The sequence below is a fragment of the Halomonas sp. CH40 genome, from assembly GCA_041875495.1.
Classification (GTDB): domain Bacteria; phylum Pseudomonadota; class Gammaproteobacteria; order Pseudomonadales; family Halomonadaceae; genus Vreelandella.
Genome location: CP112982.1, coordinates 3,357,979 through 3,377,553, shown reverse-complemented (window position 1 = coordinate 3,377,553; position 19,575 = coordinate 3,357,979). Strand labels below are relative to the sequence as shown.

The window sequence follows — 19,575 nt, the reverse complement described above, 5'->3', positions numbered from 1 at the left end:
CCGAGTAGTGAATGCTGTGGCTTTTCGGTGGGCAGCATGAAAGCTAGATGTGGTGGATGGCCGGCATACATTGGGAAGCGCAATAAAATTTGGGCCTGCTGGAATCAACAGGCCCTAAGACAGCGTTTTAACATATTAGTGCTGAATGTTTTTTGCAAGATCGTGGGTTGCTTTCATGAATAACTATGCTCGGAAGGGGGCATCTATTGTCCGAGCATTAAATTTTATTTTAAACTTGATGAGTAATGGAGGTATTAGTAATAAATCTCTATGCCCTTGTTAATGATTCGAACCGGCCAAGTGCTAACCTTGACGCCTGCATTTTCCAAGCATTGGCCATCACTTAGCCGATAGTGCTGCTTGTAGAGGGGAGACGCAACCGACCATTCCCCCTGGCTTTCACAGACCAGCCCATGTGCCAGCACTTCAGCTTTGGCAAGAGGGTCATAGTGGGCGAGTACATAGAGGGAAGGCTCTTGATCCGGTAACCAGAAAAGAGCAGCCGATTGAGTATCCAGCCAGGCTACGATTCCTGAGTTGGCGACCAGATCTTCGAGATGGCAAACCGGATGCCATTGGGCTGTATTCATTTGAGCGATGTTCATGCAACCACCTCGCCAGTAATATCTCGAGCCGGAATCAGTTGGCCTCTTTCTTCCACCAGCTGAATACGGGCACGTCGCGGCTCATCGGCATTTACGTAGCTGCGAAAGCGTTTGCGCTTGTTGGGATCCTCAATGGCTGTTTTCCACTCACATTGATAGGTATCGACGACCTGTTGCATTTGAGCTTCCAGGTCAGCGCCCAACCCCAAACTGTCTTCCAGAATCACTTCTTTCAGGTAATTGAGGCCACCTTCCATGTTTTCCAGCCAGACAGAGGTCCGTTGCAAGCGATCACCTGTGCGCACGTAAAGCATCAATACCCGATCAATAGTGGCTATCAGTTGCTCATCACTCAGGTCTGTGGCAAATAGGTCAGCATGGCGTGGACGCATGCCACCATTACCGCAAACAAAAAGATTCCAGCCGTTTTCAGTGGCAATGACACCGATATCTTTGCTTTGAGCTTCGGCACACTCACGCGTGCACCCTGAAACCGCCATTTTGATTTTATGCGGCGAGCGCAAACCCTTATAACGATTCTCCAGGAAGATCGCCATGCTAACACTGTCCTGAACACCATAGCGGCACCAAGTATTGCCGACGCAGGATTTAACCGTTCTCAAGGATTTGCCGTAGGCATGCCCGGTTTCAAAACCAGCGGCTATCAACTCTTCCCAGATCAAGGGTAGTTCATCCAGAGTGGCACCGAAAAGGTCGATCCGTTGGCCACCGGTGATTTTGGTATAGAGCTGATATTTCTTACCCACTTCACCAATCTTAATCAACATCTCGGGAGTGATTTCGCCGCCGGGAATTCTGGGCACTACTGAATAGGTACCATTTTTCTGCATATTGGCCATGAAGGTATCATTGGTATCCTGCAAGGAAACATGCGGCTCTTCATGCACATGCTCATTCCAGCAACTGGCTAGAATTGAAGCAACCGTGGGTTTGCAGATTTCGCAGCCACCGCCCTTGCCATGTTTTGCCAGAAGTTCATCAAAGCTACGAATCTCCTCTACCTGAATCAGATGGAAGAGTTCTTGGCGGGTGTAAGAAAAGTGCTCACACAGGGAACGATCCACACTGACGCCTCGACTTTCCAGCTCATTTTCAAAGACGGTTTTCAGCATGGCGGCACAGCCACCGCAGCCTGTGCTGGCTTTGGTTCCAGCCTTGAGGTCAGCAAGGTTCATGATGCCATCATTCATGGCTTCACGAATATCGCCTTTGGTGACATTGTGGCACGAACAGATGTTGGCTTCATCCGGAAGAGCATCGGCCCCCAAAGCAGGAGGACCACCGGCATTACTGGGCAGAATCAAGGCTTCCGGTTGCTCTGGTAGATCTATCCCATTCAATGCATATTGCAGCAGAGTGTCATAGGGCGCATTATCACCCACGAGAATAGCGCCTAAAAGTTTTTTATGATCCCCTGATACCACCAGTTTATAGTAGATGCCATCTATTTCGTTTAGATAACGATAGGTTTGGGCACCAGCTGTTGATTCATGGGCATCGCCAATCGACCCCACATCCACACCCAAAAGCTTCAGTTTGGTCGACATATCTGCACCGGTAAAGGTCACCGAAGAGTCACCATTGATAGCCGCCGCCGCAGTGCGTGCCATTTGATAACCCGGTGCGACCAAACCAAAATGCTGATTATTCCAGATGGCACATTCACCAATAGCATAGATGCTGGGATCACTGGTTCGACAGGAATTATCAACCAGAATCCCGCCCCTTTCACCCAGCTCAAGACCCGCTTCACGGCCCAGAGCATCCTGCGGACGTATACCCGCTGAAAATACGATCAGATCGGTTTCCAGCTTGCTTCCATCGCTGAATTCCATACACAGGCGATGTTCATCACCCGGACGGATGAGCTGAGTCGCTTTTTCTGTGTGAACATTGACACCAAGATCTTCAATTTTTTGACGCAGGAGTTTTCCAGCTTCAGCATCCAATTGTACTGGCATCAAGCGGGCAGCAAACTCGACGACGGATGCTTCTAACCCAAGCTTTTGTAAGGCGTGGGCGGCTTCCAGACCCAGCAAGCCACCACCGACAACAACACCCCGTGTTTTCCCTTCTGCACTCGCTCTGATGGCATCCATGTCATCCAGGGTGCGATAGACCAAACAGTGTTCTTGATCCTTGCCTTCAATCGGGGGGACAAAAGGATAAGAACCAGTCGCCAGCACCAGCTGGTCATAATCATATGTCCCTTTATTAGTGGTGACCTTCTTGGCCCCAGGGTCAACACTAAGGGCTTGCTCATTCAGGAGCAGTTGAACATTGTTACCCTGATAGAAGGCCGGGTCAGCCAAGAGCAGGTCTTCAGCCTGCCCTCGGTCAAAGTATTCTGATAAATGCACTCGGTCATAGGCCGCATGAGGTTCTTCCCCCAAGACTCTAATATCCCAGCTGCCTCTATTTACAGCATTCAGGAATTGCTCAATGAAATGCTGACCCACCATGCCATTACCAATGACCAACAGTTGCTTTTTCATAAGTCTAATCTCCTCAATCAGCAAAGTTACGCAAGCTTTTTTTCTTTCTTGGTTGTGCTTTCTACTGCGCGATTTTTCTTTGCTGATAGCAAGTCTTCTACCTTCCGCTGTTTTTCATAAAGGAAGCGCAGTACTTCATGTCGGCAGTGGTTATATTTTGGGTTGTCAGCCATTTTGATACGGTCTCTTGGCCGTGCCAGGTCAACATCCAGAATTTCACCAATAGTGGCAGCCGGGCCATTGGTCATCATGACAATGCGATCTGAAAGCAAAACAGCTTCGTCGACATCATGAGTAATCATGATGACGGTATTCTTCAGGTTGGCATGGATTTCCATAACAGAATCTTGCAAATGAGCACGGGTTAATGCGTCAAGAGCGCCAAAGGGCTCATCCATCAGCAGAACCTGAGGCTCCATTGCCAAGGCCCTGGCAATACCGACTCGCTGTTTCATGCCGCCAGATATTTCATCGGGTCGTTTATGCATGGCATCTGTCATCTGCACTAAAGCAAGATTGTGCTGTATCCACTCCTTCATCTCAGCACGGTTTTTTTTGCCCTTGAATACCTGTTTAACCGCCAACTCTACATTCTGATAACAGCTCATCCAGGGCAACAAAGAATGATTCTGGAATACGACGGCGCGCTCAGGGCCCGGTTCATTGACTTCACGTCCATTTAACAGAACGCCGCCAGAAGTTGCGCAATGTAAACCGGCAACCATATTCAAAACCGTAGATTTTCCACATCCAGAGTGACCGATAATGCTAACAAACTCGCCTTTGGAAATTTTCAGATCAACGTTTTTTAACGCACAGAAAGGCCCTTTAGGTGTGGGAAATTCCATGCCTGCCTGAGTGAGTACTAAATGTTTATCGTTCATGATTGATTACCTATAGATCAGCGTGTAATGGCGCTCTTGTCCCAGTTAACCCATCTCTGAATGAGCAGCATGCCCCGATCCAAGAGAAACCCGATCACACCGATCACCAGTACAGCGACACAAATACGGCCAAGAGAGCTGGAAGAGCCATTTTGAAACTCATCCCAAACAAACTTTCCAAGCCCGGGGTTCTGTGCGAGCATTTCTGCTGCAATCAACACCATCCAGGCAATCCCGAGTGAAAGGCGTAAACCGGTAAACATCATGGGTATAGCGGAGGGTATGACCACCTTGATGACATAAGTCAGCCAACCCAGCCTCAAAACCTTGCTGACATTTTTCAAGTCCTGATTAACACTACCCACACCCACTGAAGTATTGATCAGCGTTGGCCAAAGTGAGCAAAGCGTCACAGTGATCATTGAAACCAGAAAAGAGCGTGAAAACATCGGATCTTCAGTAGCATAGAGAGCACTAACAACCAGAGTTACCAGTGGCAGCCAAGCCAAGGGTGAAACAGGTTTGAAAATTTGAATAACCGGGTTGATAGCATTGTAGGTATGCTTGTTAAGCCCAATAACTATGCCCAACGGAATAGCTATCAGTGTTGCCAGGAAAAAACCACTTAAAACAGTCCAGAGACTAGTTGCAATCTGGTCAAAGAAAGTGGGGCGACCCCGGAATTCCCGCCAGCGTACCTCTGCATCCGGGTTCTCTTGAAGAATGGCGGCGTTTCTTTCTTCCTGACGCTCATAGAATGCCCGCTCACGCTGGCCCTCTTGCTGATGTTCATCCACCAAATTGGACCACTGCTCAGCTACCTCTACCGGGCTAGGGAAAGTACCCAGGGAGGTGTTGATCTGCTGTGCGCCTACATGCCAGAGTGACAAAAAGATGGCCAAACCTAGGATCGGGAAAAGGCTGCCCAGCAGGACTTCGCGTAGCTTTTCACTATTCCATGCTGTAGGGCTAACTTGCTTTAATTTAAATAGAACTGCACCCATGATATTAACCCTCTTACCTTAAATGAATTAAATTTAAGGGGTGTCATCGTTTTTAAGGCCAATTGAGAATTGGTTTAAATACTCGTTAGGTTGATGCGCATCAAACTTGATGCCATCAATAAATGTGGTGTGATCAATAGATCTAAAGCCATCTTCTTGCTCAAAATCGGGAAAATCTTCAGGCTGAAAAAGGCCATCCGCAATTAGTGATGCAGCGGCTTCCTCGTAAACTTCCGGCAGGAAAACCTTTTGGGCTGTTTCCGCATACCAGTCATCCGACTTGGCTTCAGGCAACTGCCCCCAGCGGCGCATCTGGGTCAGGTACCAGATGGCATCGGAATAATAGGGGTAAGTGGCGTTGTAGCGGAAAAAGACATTGTAATCCGGGGCAGGGCGCACATCGCCTTTTTCAAACTCAAAGACACCGGTCATACTGTTGGCAATCACTTCATAATCAGCTCCGACATAGTAGCTATTGGAGATAATCTGAGCGGCTTCTTCGCGATTAGCGTTATCATTTTTATCTAACCAGTGGCCAGCACGAATCAGGGCTTTGACAACACGCAAGTGAGTATTGGGGTATTCCTCAGCCCACTCATTACTGACGCCAAACACCTTTTCAGCTATATTATTGCGAATATCATAGTCTGTAATAACCGGAACACCGATATCACGAAATACCGCTTGTTGGTTCCAGGGTTCTCCAACACAGTAGCCGTGAATGGTGCCTGCATCCAACGTTGAGGGCATTTGCGGGGGAGGTGTGACTGAGATTTGTACACCAGCTCCTTGGGTGCCTGAGGTATCTCCACGCTGGGGAGCATAGAGGCCTGGATTAATTCCGCCAGCAGCCAACCAATAACGCAATTCATAGTTGTGGGTAGAAACTGGGAAAACCATGCCCAGATTGAAGTTTTCACCCATAAAATTATATTCTTCAATCACGGGTTGCAGATGCTCAGCGCTGATCGGATGAATAGGCTTGCCTTCATCATCTGTTGGCAGGTTGGGGCGCATCATTTCCCAAACATCATTGGAAACGGTACAGGCATTGCCGTTCAGATCCATGGTGAAGGCAGTAACGATATGGGCTTCAGTGCCAAAACCCACCGTTGCTCCCAACGGTTGGCCAGCCAGCATATGAGCGCCATCCAACCGGCCTTCAATGACCCCATCCAGCAGAACTCGCCAGTTAGACTGAGCTTCCAACTGCACATAAAGCCCTTCATCTTCAAAGAAACCCTTTTCATAGGCAATGGCCAGGGGAGCCATATCAGTCAGTTTAATGAAACCAAACGTCAGATCTTCTTTTTCAGGAAGGCCTAGTGCCATTGCTGATCCAGAGATCAGGACACCACTAAGAAGCGTTGCCTTGGCAAGACCTAGGCCAATCAAGCTCTGGGATTGAGCAGCTTTTTTCATTATCTGTACCTCGTAAACATAAAAAAACGGCGTCACTTCCAGTAGCTGCTTTTGAGCAGTAGGGAAGTGGACGCCGTTATCCATTTATAAATTGTCAGTCAGATGTTAAGCATGATTCATGCCAGAAAAACATAATAAAATTATTTTTATTAAAAATCATCGACTTAAAATAAAAAAGTGCTCTATCTCGCCTTGCAGGGCTATGGCTCTTTAAGCGCTGTTGCAGTGCACACTGGTTTTGAAATGAAACATAAGAGCGCATTTTTTACTTTTAGCCTTGAAGTAACTCAACCGTGGTGATGACTCTTTCCGCCACTTCAACCAGGCGTCGATTTTGTTCCATTGCGGCTTTACGTAACTGGCGATAGGCCTGCTCTTCTGTGACGCGACGATGCTGCATCAATAAGCCTTTGGCACGTTCCACCAACTTGCGTTCCTCCAGGGCTTGGCGCGCTTCCTGTAGCTGATCCTGTACCCGTTGCAGATGCTGGGCCTGAATTTGTACCAATTCACAGAGTGAGCGTCCTACTCCACTCATCTGACCTTCCACCCATAAAGAGGAAGGCGCGTCTGTCGGCTCTTGGGCCAGTTGATCCAGGAACTCCTGATGGTTCTTAAGATCGACCCTGGCTCTTTGGATACGACGTTCAGAAAGTTTTTTGAGGGCCGTAGCCAGTTGGTCTTCTATGATTTTCATGGCATCAATACGGCCAGTCGCAACTTCATACCAGACTTCGCTGAAGCTGGATGGAATTCCTTCATTCTTGCCTGATTTTTTGACGACTTGTCGCAAGCGCAACAACTCTTTATGTGCAGTAGCTTCAAAGAGCTGCTGCCAGGCCTGGAGTGAATGCTGATCTGCGAACTGCTCAAAGAGCTCAAAGCATTTTTCCTGACGTTCAACAAGATGACAGAGGCGCTGTTGGTTTTCTTCAGTAAAATGACCCGTTGCAAAACCACTGGCACCCCAGGCCCTTTCCTGCCCTGCCAGCTCCTTACCCTGCATAAAATTGAACATGGCGACCAGGTGGCGAGTGATTTCAGGGTCAGCTGAAGCGTCTGCTGCCTCAAAAACAATCGACAATAAACCACCTATCAAATGAGTGAAGGCTTCAGTTGATTCTTCAGGTTGTAAGTGCTGCTCAAGAATCTTCTGGCGTAGGCAAGGCAGCTGGTCCAATTCCTGAAGAACAGCGGCAATGCGAATAAACTGTCTAACCCGTCCATTGTCGTGGCATTTTTGCGGGTTCAATTCCTGTAAGAACTGATCCAGCTGGCTTTCCTTTTCCCGTGAATTCTGGACTTGTTCGATGCGCTGATCACCAAAATGACTCCCTTGTGACGCAAGAAGTACATTAGAAAGCCCACGCTCTTTTTGCAGTGCATGAATCAGTTGGCTGACATAAGCTACCAGCTCACAGGTCACTTCCAGATATTCAAGGCCATGTATTTCACAATGTTTAGCAGCCAACAAGTAGTTTTTGGCTAGACGGTTACGTGTGCTGGTCATTCGTTATTACCCACCTTGTCTGGTTACTTGAATCTTCTTCAGGTGAGTAGCAAGTTTTGTTCCTTATCGTTATTTGTCTTGCTAAATTAGAAAATTTATAATTTTTTGGTTGGCGATAATATATTTGTAAATCAATGAGTAAGGGTAAAGAGAGCTGCATGGAGGCGTAGGCAACATCGTAATTCGCAGCACGATGCAGATAAATTTCAAGCCAGATAACTGGTTTTTCACTGGTCAACGTCGGTTCACCGTCCCTAAAAAAGAGCAAAGCCACCGCGGTTGCCTTACAAAAGTGCAGGTTCTCTTTGGTGCCAAGTATCGTCAATATATAAATAACTGTTTTTAAAGACATAAATTTTTGGCATGAAAATTGCTTTTCTTATAACATTGTATGTATCAGCGTCATAACGATTCAACAAGAAACTTTTCAGGCAACGCAGCCTGCAATCCCTAAACAAATTTAGGGATTGCAGGCTTTTTTTTGGGACTATCGAAAATGAACAAGCATGCAACGAGTTGCGTTTTCACAACTTGTCCTTATTGTGGTGTTGGTTGTGGCGTGAAGGCCACTGTTAACGCTAAAAATGATAGCCTGGTTGCTACTTCCGGTGATGCGTCGCACCCGGCAAATCTGGGGCGCCTTTGTATTAAAGGCAGTAAGTTATCGGAAACAGGTGGCCATCAAGGGCGTCTTTTATATCCACGAATTGCGGGAGAAAGGGTCAGCTGGGATAAAGCCATCGAAGCGACTGCTCAAGAGCTACAAAGTATTATTGATCGCTATGGTTCAAAAAGTCTGGCTTTTTACCTGTCAGGTCAGTTGCTGACAGAGGATTATTATGTCGCCAATAAGCTCATGAAAGGTTTTATTGGCAGCAGCCATGTAGATACCAACTCCCGACTCTGCATGGCTTCCACCGTTGCTGGCCACAAACGGGCTTTCGGGGCAGATGCTGTGCCTGGCTGTTATGAAGATATTGAACTGGCTGACTTGTTGGTGTTGGTCGGGTCGAACACAGCCTGGAACCATCCGGTGCTTTATCAGCGCATTCAAGCCGCTAGACAGGAACGCCCAGAACTCAAGGTGGTCGTCATCGATCCACGCCTAACCGCCACCTGTGACCAGGCCGACCTTCACTTGGCTTTAAAACCAGGCACCGATGCTCTGCTTTTCAATGCGCTACTGGTTTATCTATCTGAACATGAATACGTGGACCAGGAGTTTATCCGCCGTTCCACTGACCACTTTTCGGGCAGCCTTTTGACGGCCCTCTCGGAAGCAGGGGATATCAAAGCGGTTGTAAGCCAGCTGGATGTTCCTGAGCACCAGCTGCTGACTTTTTTTCACTGGTTTGCAGAGACGCCTAAAACGGTCAGTCTTTTTTCCCAAGGTTTGAACCAGTCCAGCAGTGGTACTGATAAGGTGAATGCGCTGATTAATTGCCATCTGGCGACGGGGCGAATCGGCAAACCAGGTAGCACACCTTTTTCCCTTACGGGACAACCTAATGCCATGGGGGGGAGAGAGGTTGGTGGCCTGGCCAATCAGCTGGCGGCTCATATGGGATTTTCTGATCAGGAAGTGGCGCTTGTAGAAGAGTTCTGGCGGGCACCCAGAATGACTCGACAGGAAGGTTATAAAGCTCTGGATCTTTTTAGAGCCATTCATTCTGGTGAAATCAAAGCGGTTTGGATTCAGGGTACTAACCCCTTGGTTAGCCTGCCTGATAGTCAGTTTGTCCGTGAAGCGCTGGAAAAATGTGAGCTGGTCATCATTTCAGAGTCAGCCGCCTCAACAGATACACTGGAGCTGGCGAATATCGTTTTACCAGCCACTACCTGGTCTGAAAAAAACGGTACGGTGACTAATTCAGAAAGGCGAATTTCTCGCCAGCGTGGCTTTTTGCCTGCTCCCGGCGAAGCACGTCATGACTGGCAAATTATCTGCCAGATCGCACAAGCCCTGGGTCATGGCCAGGCTTTTGATTACTCTTCGCCTGCAGATATCTTTCGTGAGCACGCCGCTTTGTCTGGTTTCAAAAACCAAGGCCAACGTTGTTTTGATATCAGTGGATTGCAGCATCTGACAGATTTGGCCTATGACGGCCTGAAGCCTGTGCAGTGGCCTGTTAATGCTGCCAACCCTTTAGGCACTGAACGTCTTTTTGTGCACGGAAAATTTTTCACTGCCAGCCAGCGTGCACAGTTTATAGGTATTCAATCCAGGCCGCCTGAACATAAACTGAATCCAACTTATCCTTTTCGTTTGAACACCGGCCGCATCCGTGATCAGTGGCATACCATGGCACGTACAGGGCGCTCACCTGCTTTAATGCAACACAGAAACGAACCTTTTATTGAAGTTCACCCTGATGATGCCGCTCAAGTTGGCCTGAAAGATCAAGGATTAGCCAGGTTGAGTCATCCTCAAGGTGATTATCTGGGGCGTGTACGGTTCAATCATGGCCAAAGGCATGGTGAAATTTTTATTCCCATACATTGGAACCGCCAGTTCACTGACAAGGGGCTGTGCAATCAGTTGATTGAGCAGTTCTGTGATCCTGTATCCGGGCAACCTGAATTCAAGCAGGGCCGTGTGCAACTTGAAGCGTTGCAAGTTGCCTGGCAGGCCCAGCTTCTGATTGCCCAACCATTACACAAGCCTTTGCAGGCAGATTATCTGGCTGAACAATCCCTGGCCAACAGTCACAGCTATGTCTTTGCGGGTTGCCAAAGCATTAAGGATTGGAGTGCCTGGTGTGAAGTGACTTTAGGGCAGCGCCCGCAAATGCAATTGGAAAGCTCCCAAGAAGGCGCTTTTCGGGCCGCCGGTTTTGATCAGGGGCAGTTTGCCTGGATGCTGGTCGTCAGCAGGGAGCGCCCCCAGTTGGAAGTTAAAGCAATCGATCAGCATTTCGCCAGTCAAAACCTTTCACTCGAAGCAAGGCACGCTATTTTTACACTTTCTGGTGCGCAAACAGATAACCAGCTCATTTGTAGTTGTTTTCAAGTCTCCGCTAACCAGATCATAAAAGCCATATCTGACGGTCAGGATACGCCAGAGCTTCTTGGTAAAACTCTCTCCTGTGGCACCAATTGCGGTTCCTGCTTACCGGAAGTCAGGTCGCTTATTCAACAGGAAGCTCATAATGCCATCACAGAACTGGTTTAAGCCTTCACTGCCTGACGACTGTTGCTGTAATGACCTGTTGTAAAGTCCTTCTCTGGCTTGCCGAAAGTGGAGTAGGGGCTTTTTGTTACAGAATCAAGATTAAATGAGAGTTTTTCTCGTTAAAGGGTTGTCCACCAGTATTGCTGATTAAATCAAGGTTTAAAAAGGAGCGCTTTCATGCGTGTATTAAATAAATTCTCACTGCTGAAATGGTGCCATTCATTACCACGGCTCATGAATCTCGTAGGTTCTAGCTTTTTGGAAGCAAGGCGTGGCAACGATATTAAAAATAAACCATTGGCTATACAGAATAGCTCTCAGCCGGGTCATGTGTATCTCATAGGGGCCGGAAGTGGTGATGTTGAGTTGTTAACACTCAAGGCTGCGCGGCTTATAGGTCAGGCAGATGCAATCGTGTATGACCGTTTAGTGGGTGATGACGTACTCGCGCTGATTCCTGTTGGTTGCGAGCGTTATTACGTAGGCAAGGCAAGGGGGCTGCATAGCGTTCCCCAGCCTGAAATAGGCGCTCTGATGGTCAAACTGGCCCGTGAGGGCAAGTCAGTGGTACGTTTGAAAGGAGGCGACCCCGCGGTTTTTGGTCGTATGGGTGAAGAACTTGAGGCATTAGCTGCAGCACAGCTGTCGGCCACGATTGTGCCCGGCATTACGGCCGCCTCCTCAGCTGCTGCTTGTATGGGTATACCACTGACTGACAGAGGGCATGCTCAGCAGATCCGCTTTGTGACCGCACAGCTTTGTCGTGAGGAAGGTACGCCGGACTGGTCAGCACTTGCCCAACGCGACGAGACACTGGTGTTTTACATGGGGCTCTCCAAGGTCGAAGCGATTTGCGAGGGGTTACGGGAGGCTGGATTGCCTGATCATTGGCCCATCATGCTGGTGGCGAACGCCAGTCGACCTGATCAGCAATCGCTGGTGGGCACACTCGTTGATATGCCCCAAACGCTCTCTGCTCAACCGTTGCCATCACCGTGCATTATAATCGTAGGCAGTGTAGTAGGGCTTGTAGCAGAAAGTCCCGCTGCTAATAACAACGTTAATCCTCTGTTAATGACGACTTGCTGACCTTGCCGTCCTATGCTTTCGTAAAATGTTTGAATTCAAAGAGCGTCTATCTGTGAGAAGTTGGCCTGAAAATTGCTGATAACTAACGTGTACGACTGACCATTGGTTGGCGTAATGATTCCGGCTGGCGGCTTGAATTATTCTTGCATTGCTCATTGCGAATGTCGCTGAGAGAATGCGACTTGGTATTACGATCACCGAAAGGAGCACTCGCAATGAGAGCCTTGTCGAGCATGGGATTTGCCTTATTCGGTGCGGCACTGGTAGCCATCAGCTACGGTCTGGCGCGCTTTGCATTCGGGCTTTTCGTGCCCTCAATCAGTGCAGAGCTTGAGCTATCTGCCTACCAAGTGGGTGTTATCGGTGCATTGCCGTTTATCAGCTTTGTACTGGCGACTGCCGTGGCGCCGCTTGCAGCCAATCTCATGGGGGCGCGTTATCTGGCAGTGCTGTCAGGCCTCTTGGGCGTGGTGGGGCTGGGGCTGGTCAGCGAGTCCTCGGATGCCATCATGCTGGGCACAGGTGTGTTTGTTTGCGGTATCTGCACCGGTTTGATGATGCCTGCTCTGTCGGCAGCCATGCAGTCTGTAGTCAGCCGCAGCATGCACGGGCGGGTCAGTTCGATAATGAACGCGGGTACCAGCGTTGGCATCATGGTGGCGGTACCCACCGTGGTCTTCCTGGCAGATGCCTGGCGGGTTACCTATGAAGGCTTTGCCTTTCTGGCGGTTCTGGGGGTGGTCGCAGCCTGGTACTTCATTCCTTCTGTTTCAAGAGTCGTTCCCGCTAACGCCGCGCCGCCGCCTACCTTAACGCGGCTGCAGTGGTCACGTCTGATCCGGCTGACTCTCTTTGCCTTTGCCATGGGATTTGTCTCGTCACCCTACTGGCTGTTTGCGCCGGATCTGGCGGTCAACCTGGGCGCCCTGGCTGCTAATCACACCGGTTGGCTATGGTTTGCCGCTGGCCTTGCCGGCCTGGGCGGCGCTGTCATCAGTGACCTGGCCGACCGTAACAATCCACCCATCACTCAGGCCCTGATGCTGATGATGCTGTCATCCAGCTTGGTGCTGCTAGCGGCCAGCCCGGGAAATCTTAGCCTGGCGATATTTTCAGCGTTGGTGTTTGGCATGGCTTATATGAGCCTGACCGGCCTGTACCTGATGACCGGTATCCGCCTTTTGCCGGGGCGCTTATCAGTAGGGCCTGTGCTGCCCTTTATGGCCTGTGCGCTGGGGCAGGCAGCCGGGTCTCCCGTCGTGGGTATGCTGGTGGAAAGTGTCGGTTATGCCGAAGCGTTTTCGATTTTCGCCTCGATTGGCATTCTGGCGGCGGTGCTGTCGCCGGTGTACCCGGGGCATATCGACTACTTTGCAGATTGGACAGAAAGCATCACCGAGAGCGAGGAAGCGGTAGCCGATACTCAAGAAGCGGAAGAGCCGCAGCCTGAGGATACGGGTCTCCAGGCCGCCTATGATCATCAGCTGGTGGATGAAGAAGGGGCACCGTTGGACCCGGACCCCGATCCTGTTCAGGAGGAAGACTCAGAAGAAGAGTCTGAGCTGGAAACAGAGTCGGAATCCGAGTCTCAGTCTGATAAGCCGGACAGCCGTTAAAGATGACCTGAGGGTTCCAGCCGCTGGACGCCCAGGCAGAAGGGCCCAGCGGTTCGGTCGGCGATCAGAAAGCCGAGTTGGGTAATGCTGGCGGCCTCCAATGGCGGGGCGTCGCTGAGCAGACTGCCCCGCCTGATGGCTTCAAAGGCCTGCCAGGGAAAGTTCAGGGTTGCCCATTCATCGGCTTGTGGCGTCATGATCACCCGGTAAGCGCAGGCGTCACTTAACAGTTTGCTTTTCAGGCGCAGCTGATAGGGGCGGCCGTCGCCCTTTACCGTCAGGCGGATACCGGCCGCCTGGGTGAGACGTGCTTCAAATTCGTCAGGCTGGCGGCGCACCGAGGCAAACCCACCGCCGTTATCCAATGACACCTTTCCGTGAAACCAGCCGCAGCTTTCGCTTACGCTGAACGTACTGTGCGAAACGCCGCCCATGACCCCGTCATCTACTGCAAACCAGCGCTGTTGTTCATCTGCTGTCTCAAATATAAGCGTCATGATGGCTCCTTTGATGTGGGCTACATAAAGCCCAAATCTGGCGCTTTTGGTTAAAAGGCGCCACTCTGATTGAGTAAGCAGGATGAGTTAAAACAAAGGTTGGGTAAAACAACATTGCCTAGCGTTGAGAACTTCAACAGGCTTTTTCTGCATGATGATTTAACAATCACAATGCTGCCGAACCACTACATGCACCCAGGTTCTTGAGCAGCCAGAAGGAATCAACCATGAATGAGCTAACCCCGGATGCCACTGTCAGCAAGCAGCGTGCGCGCATTCGTGCCAACTACGCCGCTGCAGAAGCCAAGGTGCTTGGCGAGCTTGTCGAGCGTATCAAACTCTCAGAGGACGCACGTAAAAAGGTCGCGGAAGCGGGCGCCAGCTACGTCGCGCGGGTACGCAAGGAAAGGTCTCCCTCCATGATGGAGGCCTTCCTGGCCGAATACGGGCTTTCAACTTCTGAAGGCGTCGGCCTGATGTGCCTGGCGGAAGCCCTGCTGCGGGTGCCGGATGCAGAAACCATTGATGATCTGATTCACGACAAGATTGAACCGTCCGACTGGGGCGCACACCTGGGCAAGTCATCGTCTTCGATGGTCAATGCCTCCACCTGGGCGTTGATGCTGACCGGTAAGGTACTGGATGACGACCCCAAGGGCCCGACGCGGGCGCTGCGGGGTCTGGTGCGGCGGATGGGCGAGCCGGTGGTGCGCACGGCGGTAGGCCAGTCGATGAAGATTCTGGGCCGCCAGTTTGTGCTGGGCCAGACGATTGAAGAGGGCATGAAAAATGCTCGTGAGCTGGAAAAGCAGGGCTATACCTATTCTTATGACATGCTCGGCGAAGCGGCGCGCACCGATGAGGATGCGGTTCGCTACCATAAGGCTTATGCCAAAGCGATCACCGCCATTGCCAAGCAGGCCAAGGGCGACGTGCGCGGTAGCCCCGGCATCTCGGTCAAGCTCTCAGCCCTGCATCCGCGCTATGAATACACCCACCGTGAGACGGTGATGGCCGAGCTGCTGCCGCGTGCCAAAGAGCTGGTACAGCAGGCTGCCAAGGCCAATATCGGCTTTAATATTGATGCCGAAGAGCAGGACCGGCTGGACCTGTCACTGGATATTATCGAAGCGCTGATGGCCGATGATAGCCTGGAGGGCTGGGACGGCTTCGGGGTTGTTGTGCAGGCCTACGGGCGCCGCGCCGCGCCGATGATCGAAACCCTGCATGCCATGGCTGAGCGCTACAACCGCAAGATCATGGTGCGGCTGGTCAAGGGCGCCTACTGGGATACTGAAATCAAGCTCTCCCAGGAAATGGGCGTTGAAACCTTCCCGGTGTTTACCCGCAAAGTGAATACTGATGTCAGCTATATGGCCTGCGCCCAGATGCTGCTTGATCGTCGTGACCGCATCTATCCGCAGTTTGCCACCCACAATGCGCATACCTGCGCGGCCGTGGTGGCCATGGCCGGTGATGACAAGGACAGCTATGAATTCCAGCGCCTGCACGGCATGGGCGAATCGCTGCACCATATCGTCAAGGAAACAGACGGCACCCACTGCCGTATCTATGCCCCTGTGGGAGCGCACCGTGATCTGCTGGCCTATCTGGTGCGCCGCCTGCTGGAAAACGGCGCCAACTCGTCGTTTGTGAATCAGGTGGTGGATGAATCCATCTCACCCAGCGAAGTCTCCAGGGACCCGATTGCGGGCATGCAGCAGCTGGGTGAGGCGGTGTCCAGCCCCTTGATCCGCCAGCCCGGCGAGCTGTTTGCCCCGGATCGCAAGAATTCACGCGGCTACCGGATCAACGAACCCGCCTCCATCCTGCCGCTGCTTGATGCCCGTGAACGCTTTGCCGACACCACCTGGACAGCCGCGCCCATGCTGGCGGGCAGCCCGGCGCCCAAAGGGCCTGCCCGGGATGCGTTATCGCCAGCGGATACGTCGCGAGTGGTCGGGCAGGTGTATGAAGCCACGCCGGAAGAGGTCGCCAGCGCCCTTGATGCCGCCGAAGAAGGTTTCCGGGAGTGGTCGGCACAGCCAGCAGCCAAGCGCGCCGAGGTGCTGCGCCGGATTGCCGATCTTTACGAGGAACACATTGCCGAGTTGACCGTGATTACCACCCGGGAAGCGGGCAAGATGATGTTTGATGGTATTGCCGAGGTGCGTGAAGCGGTGGACTTCCTGCGCTATTACGCCAACGAAGGCGAGCGGCTGGAAGCCGAAGAGCCCGGCGATGCCAGAGGGATTTTTGTGTGCATCAGCCCCTGGAACTTTCCGCTGGCCATCTTTACCGGCCAGATTGCCGCCGCCCTGGCAGCCGGTAATGCGGTGCTGGCCAAGCCCGCCGAGCAGACCCCACTGATTGCCGCGCGGGCCGTTGAACTGATGCGTGAAGCGGGCCTGCCGGAAGCGGCGCTGCAGCTGCTGCCCGGCGATGGCCCCACAGTGGGCGGGCCGCTGACCAGTGACCCGCGGATTGCCGGGGTGTGCTTTACCGGTTCCACCCCGGTTGCCCAGATCATCCATAAGGCGTTGGCCGAAAATGCCGGGCCGGATGCGATACTGATCGCCGAGACCGGCGGGCTAAATGCCATGATCGTGGATTCCACCGCGCTGACCGAACAGGCAGTGCGCGATATCCTGATCTCTTCTTTCCAGTCGGCGGGTCAGCGCTGTTCGGCGTTGCGTATGCTTTACGTTCAGGAAGAAGCCCGCGAGCGCCTGCTCAATATGCTGGATGGCGCTATGGACGCCCTGACCATTGGCGACCCCTGGAATACCGATACGGATGTCTCGCCGGTCATTGATGCCGACGCCCAGGCCGAGATCAGTGATTACGTGGCCGCCAAGCAAAAAGCCGGCAAGGTACTGAAAACCCTGCCTGCGCCAGAGGTCGGCACCTTTGTGACCCCGGCGGTGGTTGAAGTCGGCGGCATTGAAGACCTTGAACGGGAAATCTTCGGGCCGGTGCTGCATGTGGCTACCTTTAAGGCGCGGGATATCGATAAGGTAGTGGATGCCATCAATGACAAAGGCTACGGGCTGACCTTTGGCCTGCATACACGCATTGACGACCGTGTACAGCAAATCATCGAGCGCATTCATGTGGGCAATATCTACGTCAACCGCAACCAGATTGGTGCCATTGTTGGCTCCCAGCCCTTTGGTGGCGAAGGGCTTTCGGGCACCGGCCCCAAGGCAGGCGGCCCGCTGTATGTTACCCGCTTCCGGCGCACCGCCAAGGCTGAGGAACACGCTGCCCCTGAAGGTGAACGCGTAGCGCTGCAAAGCTTACAATCCGCCCTTGAGGAGCTGGATGCGCGCAACTGGGCGGCGCGCCGCGACCGGGTTGAAGTGCTGCGCAAGGCGCTGTCTGGCAAGAGCGGTGTTATTCGTAAGGCGTTGGCCGAAACGGCGGCGCTGGATATGACCCCGCAGACGCTGCCTGGGCCCACCGGTGAAAGCAACCGGCTGGCAATGTATCCCAAAGGCCCGGTGCTATGCCTTGGCCCGACTCTGGATATTGCCGTTGCCCAGGCGGTGCAGGCGTTGGGGGCAGGCTCTCCCGTGGTGCTCGTTGCCCCTGGTGCCGCCCAGGCGGTCAAACCCCTAAGGGAAGCGGGCGCGCCGGTCGTCGGGCTGGATGGCGTGATCGCTGCGCAGACGCTGACCTATGTCAATGGGGTTGATGTGGTGGCTGCCGCCGGTTCCAGCGACTGGACCCGCGAGCTGCGCATAGCGCTTGCCGAGCGCGAGGGCGCGATTGTGCCACTGGAAACCCAGGTAATCTCGCCAGAGCGCTATGTGGTGGAACGCCATCTGTGCATCGACACCACTGCCGCCGGGGGTAATGCCAGCCTGCTGGCGACGGCAGAGTAAAACCGCCAGTCGCAATCCGTACAGGTGACCGATGATGACGCTGCCCGCCAGGGCAGCGTTATGTCAGCCCGAGCAGCGCCTGGGCGAGCTTGGTGTCGTCATAGCGATGAGTATCGTGAGCATCGTTAGCCAGGTCGGTGTCAATCAACTGTACGCCCATCTCACCGCTGATCCGTGCTACCTGCTTGTCCGAAACGCTGAGCAACCGGGAATCGAAAAGCACAAAGTCGATGGCACATCGCCCGCTATGCCTGGAGGTGGCCTTGGTCGCTGGCGTACCGGCCAGGTGCTGGTCAAGCACCTGAACCTGATCCGCTAGCGTCATGCCCAGTGTCTCCAGGTCGGTGCCCAGGCTGGGTACATAGACCCTGGGTGAAGGGTTTTTGTGCAAGGCCTTGGTGACGCCCTTGGGCAGCAGGTTGGCGATAATACTGCTGTAAAAGCTACCCGGTGGAAACACCAGAAGCTCGGCGGAATCAATCAGCGTCAGGGTTTCCTTGCAGACTCTGGAAGCATCCAGGGTATCAATATCATCTGCTTCCCCGGTGAGTTTGATGGCGCGGATCGGGGAGTCGATGCTGGCGGTTTCCTTGCCGGTAAAATTATGCTGCCCGGTAATCGTGCGGCCATTTTCAAGCTCGACTTCCAGCTGCAGGTCAACGTCGCTGGTGGTGCGCACCGTCCCGCGTGTCTTGATCAGCTGGCCAAACAGAAAGGCAATCGGATCCAGCGAGCGGTTGTGGATCAGGTAGCCACCGGTCAGGATCAGATTGCCCACGCTGGCACCAGCCAGGTCGAAATCCGCTGGCATCTGGCGATAAAAGGCGGCGAGATAGCTTTGAATCAGTGAGCGCATGGGTTCGGCAATCGCCTTGAGCAAGGGATGCTTGGCGTTGACCAGATCCAGCAGGTTCTGCTCAAGCCCCGAGCCGTTCAAGCGATGGGAAAAAAGCGCGGCGACATCCGGGTGCCCGGTCACCGAATCATCCGCCAGTGATAGCAGGCGCGCGCGCAGATCGCCTACCGCGGGCATGGCAAAGGCGCGGCGCAGCTCAGCGGAGCTGCCGCCCGAATCAAAGGGGGTAACAAGGTGAATGGAATTGTGGGTATAGTCGGTTAGTACCTCGGATAGACGCCGTAAGGCACTGCCACCGCTGAAGAAAAGCAGCTTGGGCCCAAGTTCGGGGGCTTTACGGTACCTGGCCAGGCGCAACGCCTGCCCCCTGGCGGGGTCTCGGGGTATATCAAGGCAGGAGTGACCCCGGCGACGTTTCTTCATCCAGCTTCCTATCCGGCGTTTTATTCAGCTTGCTGATGCAATTGACTGAAATTTAAGAAAAATGTAACACACAGGAATGACAAGGTTACTTATA

At 52.5% G+C, this 19,575-nt stretch carries 12 protein-coding genes; 4 read left to right on the top strand and 8 right to left on the bottom strand.

Features of this window, described 5'->3' with window-relative positions:
• Positions 1-254: 254 nt before the first annotated feature.
• The 6 genes from nirD to OR573_15345 form a co-directional block, all read right to left on the bottom strand.
• Entirely contained in the window at positions 255-605 is a 351-nt protein-coding gene (nirD, locus tag OR573_15370) for a nitrite reductase small subunit NirD (GenBank protein XGA79835.1), read from the bottom strand.
• Entirely contained in the window at positions 602-3,121 is a 2,520-nt protein-coding gene (nirB, locus tag OR573_15365) for a nitrite reductase large subunit NirB (GenBank protein ID XGA81769.1), read from the bottom strand. The genes nirD and nirB overlap by 4 nt, the downstream gene beginning before the upstream one ends.
• 26 nt (positions 3,122-3,147) lie before the next feature.
• A complete protein-coding gene (locus OR573_15360; GenBank protein ID XGA79834.1) occupies positions 3,148-4,005 on the bottom strand; it encodes an ABC transporter ATP-binding protein in 858 nt (285 codons plus the stop codon).
• Between the two features lie 17 nt (positions 4,006-4,022).
• Positions 4,023-5,009 (bottom strand): ABC transporter permease, encoded by a 987-nt coding sequence (locus OR573_15355; GenBank protein ID XGA79833.1) that lies wholly within the window; start codon positions 5,007-5,009, stop codon positions 4,023-4,025.
• Positions 5,010-5,042: 33 nt separating this feature from the next.
• Positions 5,043-6,431 carry a CmpA/NrtA family ABC transporter substrate-binding protein gene (locus OR573_15350; GenBank protein XGA81768.1) on the bottom strand — a complete coding sequence of 463 codons (1,389 nt, stop codon included), beginning with the start codon at positions 6,429-6,431 and terminating at the stop codon, positions 5,043-5,045.
• 271 nt (positions 6,432-6,702) lie between these two features.
• Positions 6,703-7,941, bottom strand: coding sequence for a nitrate- and nitrite sensing domain-containing protein (locus OR573_15345; protein XGA79832.1), 1,239 nt, complete (start codon positions 7,939-7,941; stop codon positions 6,703-6,705).
• Between the two features lie 496 nt (positions 7,942-8,437).
• On the opposite strand from OR573_15345, the gene OR573_15340 reads away from it, so the two are divergent.
• The 3 genes from OR573_15340 (at position 8,438) to OR573_15330 (ending at position 13,818) form a co-directional block, all read left to right on the top strand.
• Complete coding sequence (locus tag OR573_15340; GenBank protein ID XGA79831.1) at positions 8,438-11,113, top strand: molybdopterin-dependent oxidoreductase; 2,676 nt, start codon at positions 8,438-8,440, stop codon at positions 11,111-11,113.
• 177 nt (positions 11,114-11,290) lie between these two features.
• Positions 11,291-12,202: a uroporphyrinogen-III C-methyltransferase gene (gene cobA, locus OR573_15335; protein ID XGA79830.1), complete on the top strand. Its 912-nt coding sequence runs from the start codon at positions 11,291-11,293 to the stop codon at positions 12,200-12,202.
• 215 nt (positions 12,203-12,417) lie between these two features.
• Positions 12,418-13,818, top strand: coding sequence for an MFS transporter (locus OR573_15330; protein XGA79829.1), 1,401 nt, complete (start codon positions 12,418-12,420; stop codon positions 13,816-13,818).
• Here the strand turns inward: OR573_15330 and OR573_15325 are convergent.
• Positions 13,815-14,315, bottom strand: coding sequence for a CIA30 family protein (locus OR573_15325; protein XGA79828.1), 501 nt, complete (start codon positions 14,313-14,315; stop codon positions 13,815-13,817). The two genes, OR573_15330 and OR573_15325, sit on opposite strands and share 4 nt — an antisense overlap.
• A gap of 227 nt (positions 14,316-14,542) precedes the next feature.
• On the opposite strand from OR573_15325, the gene putA reads away from it, so the two are divergent.
• Positions 14,543-18,202 carry a bifunctional proline dehydrogenase/L-glutamate gamma-semialdehyde dehydrogenase PutA gene (gene putA, locus OR573_15320; GenBank protein XGA79827.1) on the top strand — a complete coding sequence of 1,220 codons (3,660 nt, stop codon included), beginning with the start codon at positions 14,543-14,545 and terminating at the stop codon, positions 18,200-18,202.
• 58 nt (positions 18,203-18,260) lie between these two features.
• Here the strand turns inward: putA and OR573_15315 are convergent, their stop codons facing one another.
• Positions 18,261-19,481 carry a GAK system CofD-like protein gene (locus OR573_15315; GenBank protein XGA79826.1) on the bottom strand — a complete coding sequence of 407 codons (1,221 nt, stop codon included), beginning with the start codon at positions 19,479-19,481 and terminating at the stop codon, positions 18,261-18,263.
• Positions 19,482-19,575: the final 94 nt, after the last annotated feature.